At 35.8% G+C, this 13,362-nt stretch carries 14 protein-coding genes and 4 pseudogenes; 15 read left to right on the forward strand and 3 right to left on the reverse strand.

Annotation, left to right across the window (positions count from 1 at the left end):
* The first annotated feature begins 296 nt into the window (after positions 1 to 296).
* The 5 genes and pseudogenes from ACLKL2_RS02020 (at position 297) to ACLKL2_RS02045 (ending at position 6,073) form a co-directional block, all read left to right on the forward strand.
* Positions 297 to 1,360 (forward strand): annotated as a pseudogene (locus ACLKL2_RS02020) (IS3 family transposase).
* Positions 1,361 to 1,653: 293 nt separating this feature from the next.
* Entirely contained in the window at positions 1,654 to 2,481 is an 828-nt protein-coding gene (locus ACLKL2_RS02025) for a hypothetical protein (RefSeq protein WP_413693184.1), read from the forward strand.
* A gap of 234 nt (positions 2,482 to 2,715) precedes the next feature.
* Positions 2,716 to 4,189, forward strand: a pseudogene (locus tag ACLKL2_RS02030) (transposase).
* A gap of 220 nt (positions 4,190 to 4,409) precedes the next feature.
* A complete protein-coding gene (locus ACLKL2_RS02040; RefSeq protein WP_413693186.1) occupies positions 4,410 to 5,474 on the forward strand; it encodes a hypothetical protein in 1,065 nt (354 codons plus the stop codon).
* 74 nt (positions 5,475 to 5,548) lie between these two features.
* Positions 5,549 to 6,073, forward strand: a complete 525-nt coding sequence (locus ACLKL2_RS02045) for a hypothetical protein (RefSeq protein ID WP_413693187.1) — start codon at positions 5,549 to 5,551, stop codon at positions 6,071 to 6,073.
* A gap of 44 nt (positions 6,074 to 6,117) precedes the next feature.
* Here ACLKL2_RS02045 and ACLKL2_RS02050 read toward each other — a convergent pair whose 3' ends face one another.
* From ACLKL2_RS02050 to tatA, 3 genes and pseudogenes are all read right to left on the reverse strand, one after another.
* Positions 6,118 to 6,753, reverse strand: coding sequence for a formyltetrahydrofolate deformylase (locus tag ACLKL2_RS02050; protein WP_425475320.1), 636 nt, complete (start codon positions 6,751 to 6,753; stop codon positions 6,118 to 6,120).
* 19 nt (positions 6,754 to 6,772) lie between these two features.
* Positions 6,773 to 7,074: pseudogene (locus ACLKL2_RS02055) on the reverse strand (transposase); the annotation flags it as partial.
* Between the two features lie 479 nt (positions 7,075 to 7,553).
* Positions 7,554 to 7,736, reverse strand: coding sequence for a twin-arginine translocase TatA/TatE family subunit (tatA, locus tag ACLKL2_RS02060; protein WP_413693188.1), 183 nt, complete (start codon positions 7,734 to 7,736; stop codon positions 7,554 to 7,556).
* 351 nt (positions 7,737 to 8,087) lie between these two features.
* On the opposite strand from tatA, the gene ACLKL2_RS02065 reads away from it, so the two are divergent.
* The 10 genes and pseudogenes from ACLKL2_RS02065 to ACLKL2_RS02110 all read left to right on the forward strand — a co-directional run bounded on the left by ACLKL2_RS02065 (position 8,088) and on the right by ACLKL2_RS02110 (position 13,334).
* Entirely contained in the window at positions 8,088 to 8,747 is a 660-nt protein-coding gene (locus tag ACLKL2_RS02065; RefSeq protein ID WP_413693189.1) for a flavin reductase family protein, read from the forward strand.
* A 284-nt stretch (positions 8,748 to 9,031) separates the two neighbouring features.
* Positions 9,032 to 9,421 carry a hypothetical protein gene (locus ACLKL2_RS02070; RefSeq protein WP_413693190.1) on the forward strand — a complete coding sequence of 130 codons (390 nt, stop codon included), beginning with the start codon at positions 9,032 to 9,034 and terminating at the stop codon, positions 9,419 to 9,421.
* Positions 9,421 to 9,648, forward strand: coding sequence for a hypothetical protein (locus ACLKL2_RS02075; RefSeq protein ID WP_413693191.1), 228 nt, complete (start codon positions 9,421 to 9,423; stop codon positions 9,646 to 9,648). Before ACLKL2_RS02070 ends, ACLKL2_RS02075 begins: the two co-directional genes overlap by 1 nt.
* Positions 9,638 to 9,904 carry a hypothetical protein gene (locus ACLKL2_RS02080; RefSeq protein ID WP_413693192.1) on the forward strand — a complete coding sequence of 89 codons (267 nt, stop codon included), beginning with the start codon at positions 9,638 to 9,640 and terminating at the stop codon, positions 9,902 to 9,904. Before ACLKL2_RS02075 ends, ACLKL2_RS02080 begins: the two co-directional genes overlap by 11 nt.
* The gene (locus ACLKL2_RS02085) at positions 9,904 to 10,125 is read left to right on the forward strand and encodes a hypothetical protein (protein ID WP_413693193.1); all 222 of its coding nucleotides are present in this window, start codon (positions 9,904 to 9,906) and stop codon (positions 10,123 to 10,125) included. Before ACLKL2_RS02080 ends, ACLKL2_RS02085 begins: the two co-directional genes overlap by 1 nt.
* A 91-nt stretch (positions 10,126 to 10,216) precedes the next feature.
* Positions 10,217 to 11,023 (forward strand): ABC transporter permease, encoded by an 807-nt coding sequence (locus tag ACLKL2_RS02090; RefSeq protein ID WP_413693194.1) that lies wholly within the window; start codon positions 10,217 to 10,219, stop codon positions 11,021 to 11,023.
* Positions 11,024 to 11,025: 2 nt separating this feature from the next.
* Entirely contained in the window at positions 11,026 to 11,808 is a 783-nt protein-coding gene (locus tag ACLKL2_RS02095; RefSeq protein ID WP_413693195.1) for an ABC transporter permease, read from the forward strand.
* A gap of 134 nt (positions 11,809 to 11,942) precedes the next feature.
* Positions 11,943 to 12,262, forward strand: a pseudogene (locus ACLKL2_RS02100) (ATP-binding cassette domain-containing protein); the annotation flags it as partial.
* Positions 12,263 to 12,670: 408 nt separating this feature from the next.
* Entirely contained in the window at positions 12,671 to 12,907 is a 237-nt protein-coding gene (locus ACLKL2_RS02105; protein WP_413694229.1) for a TOBE domain-containing protein, read from the forward strand.
* Between the two features lie 19 nt (positions 12,908 to 12,926).
* The gene (locus ACLKL2_RS02110) at positions 12,927 to 13,334 is read left to right on the forward strand and encodes a nucleoside deaminase (RefSeq protein WP_413693196.1); all 408 of its coding nucleotides are present in this window, start codon (positions 12,927 to 12,929) and stop codon (positions 13,332 to 13,334) included.
* Positions 13,335 to 13,362 lie beyond the last annotated feature (28 nt).

A 13,362-nucleotide genomic window follows, 5' to 3' on the forward strand; every position in this document is an offset into this window, starting at 1 on the left:
AGAATTATCTTCGTAATGTCATTCAATTTTAAACTGTTCAGTATTACGGAGATTACTTTTTTGGTTCTTGCAAATAACAACTCAAGTTTCTTTCCCCCAAATGCATTTTATGTATAGTTAAATTTTCTAAAGGTTAACTGTTGGTTGAGACTTTAGCCTTCATATACATTTTATCGACAGTCCATATTCCCACTATTAGTACGGACTTTTTCTGCCTATCCACATGACAAAGTATTCTGGTCTAATTGAACCGGACACTTTAATTCTGGATAATACTATTCACTATCGAGGCGAACATGAATACAAAACGTCAATACAGAACTTATACAGTGAATTTAGAACCGAAGCCTTATCGTTAGTCAGTGAGCAAGGTTATACCGTTCAGAAGCCGCATCAGCATTGGGCATCACGACTAGCCTACTTTACAGCTGGAAACAAAAAGTGGAAGAGCGTGCAAATTCAACCGTAAATTCTGATGAGCGGACTGAGTTATTAGCGCTACGAAAAGAAGTTAAAACCCTCCGAATGGAGAAAGGAATACTAAAAAAGGCCAGAGCCATCTTCGCAAAAGAAATGAATAAAGCTTCGATATATTCGGGCATGCCGTTCTAAATATCCCATAAAATTACTTTGTAAAACGTTGAAAGTAAGTCGTAGTGCATTTTATGATTGGCTTGAACGGCAAGCTACAATAATTAGTGAAAAGAGCTGAACCTATACCTTACCGCACGGCAGTTTTTTAAACGTAGCCGTGGCAGATTAGGCTGTCGCCAGCTGTGCAAAAAGTAAAGAGCGGAAGGCTTTACGGTATCGAACACGTAGCATCATGCGTAAGTTAAAACTTGTTGTGAAGCAGCGGCAGGCTTACAAAGTCACAACAAAGCGTAAGCATAGTAATAGTTTTGCAGATAATGTTTTAAGTCAGCAATTTAACCCAGCCCAGGCAAACTTAGTTTGGGCTGGTGACGTATCATACTTAAGAACGAATCAAGGTTGGATGTACTTAGCTATTGTCATGGATTTGTATTCTCGTCGGATTTTTGGCTGGGCTATCTCCGCGAGGATGACGGTTGATTTGGTTGAACGTGCGTTGCAAATGGCTATTAATATTAGACAACCGAGTTCAGGGTTGCTGTTTCATAGTGATCGAGGCTCTCAATATACGAGTGGTAGAGCGATTTTTGGTAGTTTAAAGAATGAGTGGTTATTGAATATTGTTCATTTAACACGAGAGTCAATGATGGCTGATGTAGAAGAATATATCCGCTATTACAACCATGAGCTACTCCATACAACACTCGGAAATTTAACTCCGGTTAATTATGAAAATTTACAAAGTCAGGTGTCCAGTTGTGCTTGACCAGAATACATTGCGGGGGTAGAGAAAGTGAATGCGCAATGGCAAATGTATTGTCTTGTTCATAAAAGATAAATTAAGGAATAGTTTATATTAACCTAAGAGCTAAGCCCTTAAACCGTCATAATCCAGACTAATTAACCTTATATACGTCTTTACAACTCAATTTAATCAATTATTTATTTAAAACATCAATAATGTATTTGAATATCACGTAAATATAAAATACTGTGTTTGTATAATTAAAAATCAGGCTGGAAATGAGAAATTCTACAGCCTCGTTAGGAATATATTCGATGACATCAATAGCAAGTTGGTTCCATAATGAAGGGCATGATTCAATATGGGTCGTTGGTGACTCAAAAATTACAAATACTAGTTCTATGTTAATAGATATTGGTGCAAAAATTTTTAGTATTCCACTAATTTGTAAGGGGGTTGGTAAGTCAGGTTTTCTTGATTCAACTTTTTTAGAAACTAAAATTGGTTTGGCATACGCAGGTAGTTCTTTAGTTGGATTAAATGTTCAAGCAGCTTTAACGACAGTATTTGCGAATTTGGGTGGGACTGGGATAGCTCCAAGTATGGATTCTATTGTTGAGTTCTCAAAAAACATTATTAAAAGCTATATAAGTACATTAGCCGTAAGTGCAGATCGAGGGGCATTGTGCGAGTTCTCGATGTTCGGCTATTGTCATGTAGATAATGAATTAAAAATGTATCACTTAAAACCAGATTTGAGCAGTGGTATGTTTGATATAGAAATAATTACATACCTTGAAAGCGAAGTTGATAATAACTTCGTATTATTACTAGGAGACAAAAGGTATGAAATTAACGAAGAAATAAACAATAAGCGCACAAGTTACTCTTCGGATCATATTTTATGGCAAAGGGCGCCACAGACTGTACTAAAAGAAATCGTGCAAACAGATAAATATGAAACAGTAGGCGGTCATATACAAATGGGTATTTGTGACCCTTCAGGCTTTCATCCTTATTCAACCCTAAATTATGTAAAAGGTGAAGAACCTAAAGCATACCTTAGCTATTTAGGGTTCCACACGTCTGGATACTCCGGTCAGGTAGGGAATTGTTTCGTAAACATCAATGGAATGCCTTGAAAACTCCTAAAAAGGGCATTTAAATAGAACAAAAACAGTGGGTTAGGTTTCGCTTCGCTAAACATTATAACCCACTATTTTAGTCCGCTTAGTGCGGCGTTGAAGCTGTAGAATTTCTCCGAAAAGAACGTTTTTACGTTCTTTTTTCATAATCTTTCATTGTACAAAAAAACAACCTTGGTTGAGCTTGTCGCCTGTGACCTAATAGTTATTATTCGCTCAGAGTTAAATGTGATGGCTAACTACAAACCTGACTTATCTTGCCAAAGTAAATTCATTCCGATTGATTTCGCCCAGCAAATTATCCCGGTACTTTTTGAATATGCACTTTTCCATATTGTGGACAAACACCTTGATTTAAGTTCTTTTGATAAATGGTATGACAACTACAAAGGTGGCGCTGCAGCTTACTCACCGTCAGTGATGTTGAAGATAGTTCTGTTTGGTTATTCGCGTGGGTTAGTCAGTAGCAGTCGTATTGCAAATGTGTGTGAAACCAATATTACTTTTATGAGTTTATCTGGTGATGAACAACCTCATTACACTTCTATTGCTAGTTTTGTCGCTAAAATGAAAGACCAAATTGAACCGTTATTTACACAAGTATTAATGATATGCGACCGTGAAGGGTTTATTGGTCGAAACATGTTTGCGATTGATGGATGTAAAATAAGATCGAATGCCAGTAAAGAATGGAGTGGTACATTCGATGAACTTGAGCGTAAACAAGCAAAACTACGTCGAGCAAGCCAACGCATACTTGCACGTCATCAAGCGCAAGATGGGTTAAATGAAGATGAAGTTGCGCATGATTTAAAACAGCAGTCCAAGCTTGATAAAAGTGTGAATAAAATTAAAGCATTTTTAGCAATGAATGAAGAAAAGTTAGTCAGTCGTAAGACGCCTGTGAAAAGTAATATCACCGACCCAGACAGTGCGAAAATGACGACTAGTAAAGGCACTATTCAAGGCTACAATGGCATTGCCATTAACGACGATAAACATCAAATCATCCTACAAGCGCAAACATGGGGCTCAGTGGGTGAACAACAAACCTTAAAACCTGCCATCGAACAGCTGCAAACACAACTTACCAAGTTAGGCACTCCTGATACTTTTTCAACCACTAAATTTACCGCAGATAGCGGTTTCCATAGTGAAGTTAATCTTGAATTCATGGCAACGACGGGACTCGATGCTTACATGGCAGATAGCGCCTTTAGAAGTCGTACCCCTTATTTAGTCAAAGTGAAACGTATCAAATAGAGCAAGAGAAACGACGATTAAAACGAAGTAAAGGCCGGTCTAGATTATTTAATAGTAATGACTTCCACTTTGATGAAAAGAAACAAACGTGCCATTGCCCAGGAGGTAAGGAAATGTGGTTGAGTGTAAAAGATGTGGAAACAGCAGGTCGGCATTATGTTCGCTACTCAGGGTATTTAAAAGATTGCCGCGTTTGCCCACTGCAAACTCAATGCATGAGAAAGAAACCCACAAAACAAGGCCGGCAGGTACAGTTTGAAATAAATGTATCTGCAAAACCCATCTCGTATACTGATAAAATGCGAGTCAAAATAGACAGCAGTCCTGGCGGCGAGAATACAGTAAACGACTCGGAGCCATTGAACCTGTGTTCGGCAATATTAGTGTGAATAAAGGGATGAATAAATTCACACTGCGGGGGTAAGAGAAAGTGAATGCGTAATGGCAAATGTATTGCCTTGTTCATAATATAGAGAAGTTAAGGAATAGTTTACATTAAGCCAAAGGCTAAACCCTTAAACCGCCATAATTCAGCCTAATTAACCTTATATACGTCTTTACAACTCAAATTAATCAATCATTTATTGAAAATCGAATTATCTGTTGGAATCTCAACTAAATATGAATTAATGTGGTGTTTAATTTAAATAATCAGGCTAAAAATGAAAAATTCTACAGCCTCGTTATGTACTCAAAGGAATGCAGAGATGCTCTACAAAATAGAAGAAAAAGCCGAAGTTTTTGAAAAGTTAGAGCCTGTAGAGTTCAAAGACTTTTCTAGTTTTGGAAAACTTGAGAAAGATCTAGAAAACTTAATTGCAAACAGCATTTTAGATGTATTGTTTGAAGATGCTAGATTAATGCCTGTGTTTCAGGAAAGACAATGGCAAGCAGAAGCTGATATATATGCACTTAATGAAAATGGTGAATTAGTTATATTTGAATTAAAGCGTTCATCAGCTGGGAAAGATGCCGTCCATCAAGCATTAAGATATGCGCAAGATGCTGGTCAATGGAGTTACCAAAAATTAGAAAAAAAGTTCAAAGAATATAGTAAAGGCGAAATGTCGCTTGTTGAAGCCCATAGAGAGGCTTTTAGTCTTGAGCATGAATTAGATCCAAAAGAAATAAATAATAAACAACACTTATTAGTTATCGGTAGTGCAGCCGATGAATCATTAACATCTTCCGTCGATTATTGGAAGAAAAATGGTATATCTATTGATTTCCTACCATATCGAATTTACGAACTCGCTGGAGAAAAGTACTTTGAATTTTTTGCGCTTCCATATGATAAGCACAAAAATCCAAGTGATGTAAAAGGTGTATTATTTGATACAAATCGTAGTTGGGATGAGAATTCTATTTGGTCGATGATGGGTAATAGTCGTCTTGAGGCATATGGTGATGCAAAGAGGTTTGTTCACCATGTTCATGTAGGAGATATTGTTTTCTTTTCGCACAAATGGTGCGGCTTAATAGCTGCCGCAAAAGTAAAAGGTGAGGTTAAAGCTCCAGACAGTGAAACTTTGTATCGAGATGTAGAGTTTTTGACTCCTATTCCGAACCGTAAAGATAACAAACTGTTGGCTATGCCTTTTTCAGAAGTTAGCTCAAAAACAGGTAAAAGTTTCTTTTGGGCTAGAACTATAAAGGTACCTTATCTGACAAAAAGTGAAGCACTTGAGTTAGTCGAGGAGCTTAACAATTACTTGCATCGCACATAAAAAGTCAAGTCTGCCGGACTGCTTCGCAGCCGCAGCTTGAAGCGTTATAAGCCATCGATGATTAGGAGTTGCAAATGGAGAATGCTTTAATAGCCTTGGTTGGTGTGTTAGTAGGTATTTTGTGTGCAGAGCACTTTCGCCGTAAAAATAGGATTGAGTTCTACTCTCAAAAGGTATTTGATAAAAGGTTATCGATTCACGAAGAGTTATTTGGTTTGATGCAGGACTCTTATTCCGTTGTATCAAATCTAATGGAACATGAAGGCTTGTCAGAAGATGAACGCAAAGATATTGCTAGCTCAGTAATTATTCCTATCTGTGAATACACAGATAAAAATCAGTTCTATTTAGATAAATACCTTACTGTTCAAGTATCATCTGCATACATGGGAGCGGAAGATGTGATGGGCTATTCAGATCCCGTTGTTAGAGAAGCAGAAAAGTCAAAAATCATGCAAGCTTATGCTGAATCTAAAGATATGATTATCTCTGAATCCGGAGCAGCTGAAGTATTTAAACATTTTAAAAACATATCCAAATCTAACCCTGATTCAAGTGTAATCAGGTACATGAAAAGTCTTGAAAAAGATAAGGTGTAAATGGCTTATAACAAGTGACAATGATGCTCACCTTTTAAGGATATTTATTTCCCAAACACAACGGTTTTATTACCATGAAGGAAGATACGGTTTTCTATGTGGTAACGCACCGCACGGGATAAAGTTAAGCATTCAATATGGCGGCCTTTTGCCGCTAAATCTTCTGGGTAGTAACTGTGGTCTACGGTATCCACACTTTGGCTGATGATTGGGCCTTCATCTAGATCATCACTCACATAGTGAGCTGTTGCACCTACTAGTTTAATACCGCGATCGTAGGCTTGATAGTAAGGTCTAGCACCTTTAAAACCAGGTAATAATGAATGATGGATATTAATTGCTTTGCCTGACAGTTTTTTAGACATTTCATGTGAGAGTACTTGCATGTAACGTGCTAAAACCACTAGGTCTGCATTACAATCTTGAATGATTTGGTACACTTTTGCTTCTTGATCTGGCTTGGTTTCTTTGGTGATTGGTAAATGGTAATAAGGGATTCCGTGCCAGTCAGCTAGTTCCTCTAAGTCCGGATGATTAGAGATAATCGCTGGAATTTGTATATTAAGATCGCCTGTACGGTAGCGGTAAAGTAAGTCATTTAAACAATGGTCATGCTTTGACACCATGATCACTACTTTAGATTGGTAATCACGTGGTGTAAGTTGCCATTTCATCGTCATTTGTGGCAGCCCCTGTTCAATGCTGATGAGTACGGACTATACTGCCATCAATAAACAGCCATTATGAACCTGTATCTTTTGATAACCAATTGAATAAATTAAGTAAAACGCCTTTTTTGACCATAAATTAAAGCGCCGAAATACAGCACTCCATTTTCCAAATTCAGATGGTAAGTCTCGTCATGGTCAACCGGTTCGCATTCTAAAAAGGATCCCCTCAAAGGTCATTCTATGTTCGGGCTTATTATAAATTATTCCACTGTGTTGCATTAACTGTAATAGCTTTAACCACAGTGCATCTGTTAACATTGTTCTTGGCATGGTGGTATTCTTGTATGTTGATTTTTGGCGAAACCATTATACATTTCCATTATGCTGTTCAAAAATCACTCTTGAAAGATCAACACACCCTAACATTAATGCTTTATAGTTTAATTAGTTTTATCTAAATCATAAAGTTAAAGAGTCATCAATACGGAAACACATAAAAGCGTGCGTATCCAAAAGTAATATTATGACTTGAAGGTATATCATCATAGGAGGCTTGCTTGTAGTAGACAAAAGGGGCATTGTATATTCAATATCTCGACAATATTCAATAATTAGGTTAGTACGAACATATATTGAAATTCACAACATTTATTATAAGCTAAACAAAGGTAGTTTCTTTCTCTGGAATGAGTGGATTAAAATAATATAATTTGCTAATAATAAATATAATTTTGGTCTATATGGATTCAAAAGTAACCTTAAAGACTAGGCTTAAAAATAGCAGTTACATATAGTGTTTGAAAGAGGTTCTAATTTATTTTTGTTCTTTCTTTTTCATCAACTTTATCTAACTCTTTTTCTTTAGTAGCATCTTTAAACCCTTTTATTACTTGCCCTAAATCACTTCCTGCACCCCGTAATTTTTTAGTTCCAAATAACATAATGACAATAACTCCAACAATAACTAATTGCCACAAACTGATACCTGCCATAATTCCTCCTTAATGCTTTTCTATGAAACCTTTGTTAAATGATTTCATTTAAATCTTATAGTTTTGACTTTCACTATAATAACCTCACCTATTTTTGTATACGATTTTTTTATTTTTTTGTTTGATAAAGAAGGCTTACTGTTAGTGGGGAGGACGAGAATTTACATCTATTTCCTTAATGAAATAATCAAGCTATTTATCATTTGACTCCTATTGTTATAACTAGTTTCAACGCTGTTTGTAGCGAAATTCCATTTTCTCCATTAAAAATACTATTTAGTTACCTCAAAAAACAGGCATGAAAAATGCTTTATTGTATACAAAGTTAATTTTATTTATAGGAGAATTAAAATGAAAAGTAAGCATAGTATTAATTTTGAAAAAATATCAAGTCATGAACGATACAAAGTTTTAGCTGGGAGCGTAGTACCTCGGCCTATAGCCCTTGTAACAACAGTGGGTGATGATGGCATTGTAAATGCTGCCCCATTTAGTTTTTTTAATGCTTTATCTGCTCACCCACCACTGTTGGGATTTGGTATTCAAAGAGGAGTAGATGGAACCGAAAAAGATACTTATAAAAACATTGTTAATAAAGGCGAATTTACAGTAAATATCGTATCTGATGAACTAGTTGAAGCAATGAATATTTGTGGAATTGATTTTGAAAGTGATGTTGATGAACTAACCATGGCAAGCCTTTCAAAAGAGCCTGGTACTTTGATAAAAACTCCGAGAATTAAAGAGTCAAAAATATCATTGGAGTGCGTTCTACATGATGCAATATCAACCGGAGAAAGAGGCGACCTAATTTTGGGGAAAATTGTTATGGCACATATAGATGAAGATCTAATTGAATTTAAAAATTTGTACATTGATCAAATTGGCCTAGATGCGGTAGGGAGAATGGGTGGGCATGGATACGTTAGAACGCGCGAATATTTTGATTTGAAGTCAATTAATAAAACTACTCCAACCCCATATTTACAAGAAAGAAATTGGAAAAAATAATTTTCCGTGTACAAAAAATGATTCCAAGTTGGTGCATTACGCACCAATTTGGTGTCTTGCTGAACAAAATAGTGGTTTATTGTATACAATATTTTTTTGTTTATTAGCTTTTATTTTTTAGCTTGTTTTTTGGTTTGTTGTAAGCGTTTGTTTTAATTTCAATTTTGTTTTTATTATTATTTTAGGCATGTTATTTGCTCTTGTTTATTTGATTTTATTGTATACGGAGATATAAATATGAAGTGTAAAAGTAGCAAGTTGGTAGATCTGTCTCGCAGAAGTTTTTGAAAGCAACTGCAGTAGGGGGAGCCGCAGCAGCGGTCTCTACAACTTTACCAAGTATGGTTTTTGCTGATGATAAATCCCCAACTATCCTCAATTATTTGGCTTGGCCTGGAAATGCTGACCCATATGTCATTGCAGAATTCGAAAGAGTTCATAATGTTAAAGTTAGAATTAAGGAGTACGTAGGAGGCGATCAAATGATGGCTCTATTACATCAAGCTCCTCCTGGAACCTTTGATGTAGTAATGACAGATGCTGAATATATGCATTTGTTAAAAGAAGGTGACTTCCTAGATAAATTAGACCCAGATGATTACCCCTCAAAGACTTTTGGCCTGAATTTCAAAAATTTCCATTACATTGGTTCGATGGCGACTTATATTCTGTAATGACTGATTTTGGATATTTAGGGCTTTCGTATAACACTGATATATACAAACCAGAAGAACTTGAATCATATGAGGCTTTATGGAGTGAAAAAGCGAAAGGTAAGGTTGGATTTTTTGATTTTTATTTACCTTCAATGGGATGTATTAGTTTAGCAAGTGGCAATAGTGCCCCTTTTGACCTGTCTGCAACACAATTTAAATCTATGGAAAAAATTAATGTCGCTTAGGGATCAGGCTTCAGGATTTTACTCTATTGCAGATATTTTCTCTTCTTTTTCTAATAGGCAAGCTACTTTGATTCCTGGTATTGGTGAATGGATAACTTTAGGTTTGAGGGGAAATGGAGTACCTGTAGATACCTTAATTCCAAAGGAGGGAGGATTACAGTGGACTGAATCAATGTCTATCATAAAGAGTTCCCCTAAGAAGGAATTAGCAAAAAAACTTATTCAATGGACAACTTCCCTAAGGGTCAAGTTTTAATGGCAACTAAGCCTGATAATAAGAAGAGTATTCCTAGTAAAGCGGGTTGGGAGTTATTAAATAAAACCTTACCAGATGAAGCAAAATTACTTCGCATGGAACTAAATGCTCCGAACGTTATCGATGAATTCAGATCTAAAAAAATAGCTTACCGTCAATTACCTTCTAACCAATCAATTGAAGTCTGGAATGATCTTTGGTCTGACTTTAAAAGTTCTTAAACTTGGAGAATGGTATGAATGCATTAACACTTAAAACAACAACAAGTGTTAAGTTGAAAAACAGGAAAAAGCCAACCCTTTTCCTGTTTTATTGGCTTTACCACCATTACTTTGGCAATTTATATTTTTTATACTGCCTATGTCATTCTTGATTATATTAACTTTTTGGAAAGTTGAGTCTTATAAACCCGTTCCTGCATTTATTTTAGATAATTGGATTAAGGTTTTAAGCTCTAATTCATTTCAACGAGCATTTTTATATACATTTGAAATGTCTTTGATTAGTACTGTCGTGATTATCTTAATTGCTTTACCTGCAGCTATGATCATTGCATTACGTGTATCTGAGAAGTACCAGCCGTTATTTATCGCATTATTAATTGTACCTGTTTTTACAAGTTATGTTTTACGTGCCTACGCATGGCAAATTATATTAAGCCCCAATGGTTTGATTAACTGGGTTATTAGCTTTATAGGTCTCGACACTCAATATATGTTAGGTGGTGACCTTGCTCTTCAAATAGGCTACATAACGCTTTGTCTTCCTGTCGTCATTTTGATCTTAACTTTCGCATTACTAGGTATAGATAAAAGCCATTTAGAAGCAGCCTCAAACCTGGGATGCCTTCCTTATCAAGTCTTTTGGTATGTATTAATTCCATCTATAAAAGCAGGATTATTTTTAGCTATAACAACCATTTTTATGTTGACGTTTGCCGACTATATTGCCCCTTTGCTACTGTCTGGTAGCAACCCTCCAACATTAAGTATCTTAATTGTTGATACTATAAAGTCTGGTTCTCAATGGCCTAGAGCTGCTGTTATTGGAATTGTAATGATGTTCTGTATAGGGCTTGTATTAACGCTATCTCAATATATATCGAAAAGAGGAACTTAATCATGAATTCTATTCTGATTCGTTTATTAGAAAGACTATATTTATTACTAGTCTTTACTTTTATCGCACTTCCAATTGCAGTCATTATAGTCTTTTCATTTAATGAAGGGCGCTTTCCCAGCTTCCCTTGGAGCGGGTTTAGCTTTCGTTGGTATGAAGCTATATTTAATGAGCCTATGGTTATAGATAGTGCAATAAACAGCTTTATTGTTGGTCTATTTACTGCAATAGGAGCAACTATTATCGGTTTTTTAGCTGCATATCTTGATTATCGATATAAATTTAGAGGGAAGTCAGCTTTAAATTTTATGGTTGTCATACCTCCAGCTATACCACCAACTGTAATGGGGATTGCTTTGTTAGCTTTCTTATCAAGGGTAGGTGTGTTTGGTGAACTGAAGTCAATTATCTTTGCTCATATAGCGATTGCATCCTCATTTTCTATGGCATTGATAAGCCAACGCTTAAAAGAATTGGATTCATCAATCGAACCAGCTGCATGGAATCTTGGTGCAACACGATTACAAGGGCTTTTATTTGTAATTATACCGCATTGTCGAAATGCCATATTCGCAGCATTCTTTCTTTCTTTTGCCATATCATTTGATGAATTTATGATTTCTTGGTTTGTCGGGGGGATGAATGAAACTCTGCCTGTCCGCATTTTAAACCTGCTTCAAGGACAAGTAAGCCCTCGAATTAATTCAATAGGTACATTAATTTTCACTTTAACTTTTAGTTTAGTTATTAGTGCACTTTGGTTTATGAGAAAGAAACCGAAGTAAGGTTTTATATATATAAGGATTTTATTATGAATAGAATATTACTTAGCTTGAAAGACATTTCAATGGAATATACTGACTTTACAGCTGTTAAGAATTTAAGTATTGATATAAAAGCAGGAGAATTTATATCGCTTATGGGGCCAAGTGGATGTGGTAAGTCAACTACATTACGTATGATGGCTGGATTAGATGCTCCAACATCAGGGGATATACTTCTTGCCGGACAATCACAATTAGAATTGCCAATTGAGCAGAGAGAAATGCCTATGGTATGGCAAAATTTTGCTCTATTTCCGTTCCTTAATGTCGAAGAAAATATTGAATTTCCATTGAAAATGAAGGGGTTAATAAAAAGCAAAGATCTCAGAAGACTAGAGAGTGGATTGAACGAATGGGGTTAACTGAGTTTTCAAAAAGAAAAATATCTCTGCTTTCTGGTGGGCAAAAACAAAGGGTCGCCTTAGCTAGAGCACTAGTAACAGAGCCAAGAATACTTTTGCTTGATGAGCCTCTGAGCGCTTTAGACGCACACCTTAGAATAAAAATGCAAACCGAATTAACTAGGTTACATAAAGAATTAGGGATTACTTTTATTTATGTCACTCACTCTCAATCTGAAGCGTTTACGATGGCAGATAGAGTTGTCATTATGAATAAGGGGGAAATACAACAAATAGGCTCACCAAAAGAAATTTATCGTGCACCATCTAATTCGTTCGTAGCTGAATTTATTGGGATGAATAACTTATTAAATGGGACTATATCAGAAAATGAAAGTTCTGGTTTAGCTGCGATAACCACTGAGTTGGGTGCTTTTAATGTAAAACCATTAAAAGGAGTTAAGCAAGGTGATTCTGCTAAAATGGTTATTGCTGCTGATTGTATTCGACTTGATGGTAAAGGAGAGCAAAAAGTTCATGGTCGAATTAGCGGTGAAGAGTTTGTAGGGTCTGTTATCACTTTGTTTGTTGAGCTCGAAAATGGGCAAGAATTTAGAGTTCAAAAGCAACAGCATGAAGTTGAATCATTAAATTTAAAACATGGATCTGATTTAATTTTATCTTGGAATGCGAATAACGCATTTCTACTAGCATCATAAAAACAGAAGGGATGAACTAATGTATAATCAGAAATTTATGTATCTTGCTTTAAGCTTATCTAAGAAAGCGGTTGAACATAACCAGGGACAACCTTTTGGTGCTGTTGTCGTTAAAAATGGAGAAATTGTGGGTGAGGGCTACAACCAAGTTTTAAGTAAACTTGATCCTACTGCACATGGAGAAATTGAAGCGATAAGAAATGCTTGTACACGATTAAATACTGTTGATTTAACAGGGTGTGAACTCTATACATCCTGTGAACCATGCTCTATTTGTGTTGCTACAATTTATGTTGTGGGTATTGATGCTATTTATTATGCGTCAGACTTATCAAGTTGTACTGAGTATTTTGAACCACTAAAAAACTCTATCTATAAAAATTGTGATACAGATGATCTCAAGAAAACAAGTAGGTATGCCGATTGAAGAAAGGGTAATCTGTTCATCACAGCAT

The organism is Psychromonas sp. KJ10-2 (genome assembly GCF_047323255.1).
Lineage (GTDB): Bacteria > Pseudomonadota > Gammaproteobacteria > Enterobacterales > Psychromonadaceae > Psychromonas.

What these genes read in the sequence shown, in the direction of transcription:
- ACLKL2_RS02105 (WP_413694229.1), top strand. Translation starts at nt 12,671, where the DNA reads ATGGTTATTGCTGCTGATTGTATTCGACTTGATGGTAAAGGAGAGCAA.
- ACLKL2_RS02065 (WP_413693189.1), top strand. Translation starts at nt 8,088, where the DNA reads ATGAAAAGTAAGCATAGTATTAATTTTGAAAAAATATCAAGTCATGAA.
- tatA (WP_413693188.1), bottom strand. Translation starts at nt 7,736, where the DNA reads ATGGCAGGTATCAGTTTGTGGCAATTAGTTATTGTTGGAGTTATTGTC.
- ACLKL2_RS02080 (WP_413693192.1), top strand. Translation starts at nt 9,638, where the DNA reads ATGTCGCTTAGGGATCAGGCTTCAGGATTTTACTCTATTGCAGATATT.
- ACLKL2_RS02110 (WP_413693196.1), top strand. Translation starts at nt 12,927, where the DNA reads ATGTATAATCAGAAATTTATGTATCTTGCTTTAAGCTTATCTAAGAAA.
- ACLKL2_RS02050 (WP_425475320.1), bottom strand. Translation starts at nt 6,753, where the DNA reads ATGACGATGAAATGGCAACTTACACCACGTGATTACCAATCTAAAGTA.
- ACLKL2_RS02045 (WP_413693187.1), top strand. Translation starts at nt 5,549, where the DNA reads ATGGAGAATGCTTTAATAGCCTTGGTTGGTGTGTTAGTAGGTATTTTG.
- ACLKL2_RS02075 (WP_413693191.1), top strand. Translation starts at nt 9,421, where the DNA reads ATGACTGATTTTGGATATTTAGGGCTTTCGTATAACACTGATATATAC.
- ACLKL2_RS02095 (WP_413693195.1), top strand. Translation starts at nt 11,026, where the DNA reads ATGAATTCTATTCTGATTCGTTTATTAGAAAGACTATATTTATTACTA.
- ACLKL2_RS02040 (WP_413693186.1), top strand. Translation starts at nt 4,410, where the DNA reads ATGAAAAATTCTACAGCCTCGTTATGTACTCAAAGGAATGCAGAGATG.
- ACLKL2_RS02085 (WP_413693193.1), top strand. Translation starts at nt 9,904, where the DNA reads ATGGCAACTAAGCCTGATAATAAGAAGAGTATTCCTAGTAAAGCGGGT.
- ACLKL2_RS02025 (WP_413693184.1), top strand. Translation starts at nt 1,654, where the DNA reads ATGACATCAATAGCAAGTTGGTTCCATAATGAAGGGCATGATTCAATA.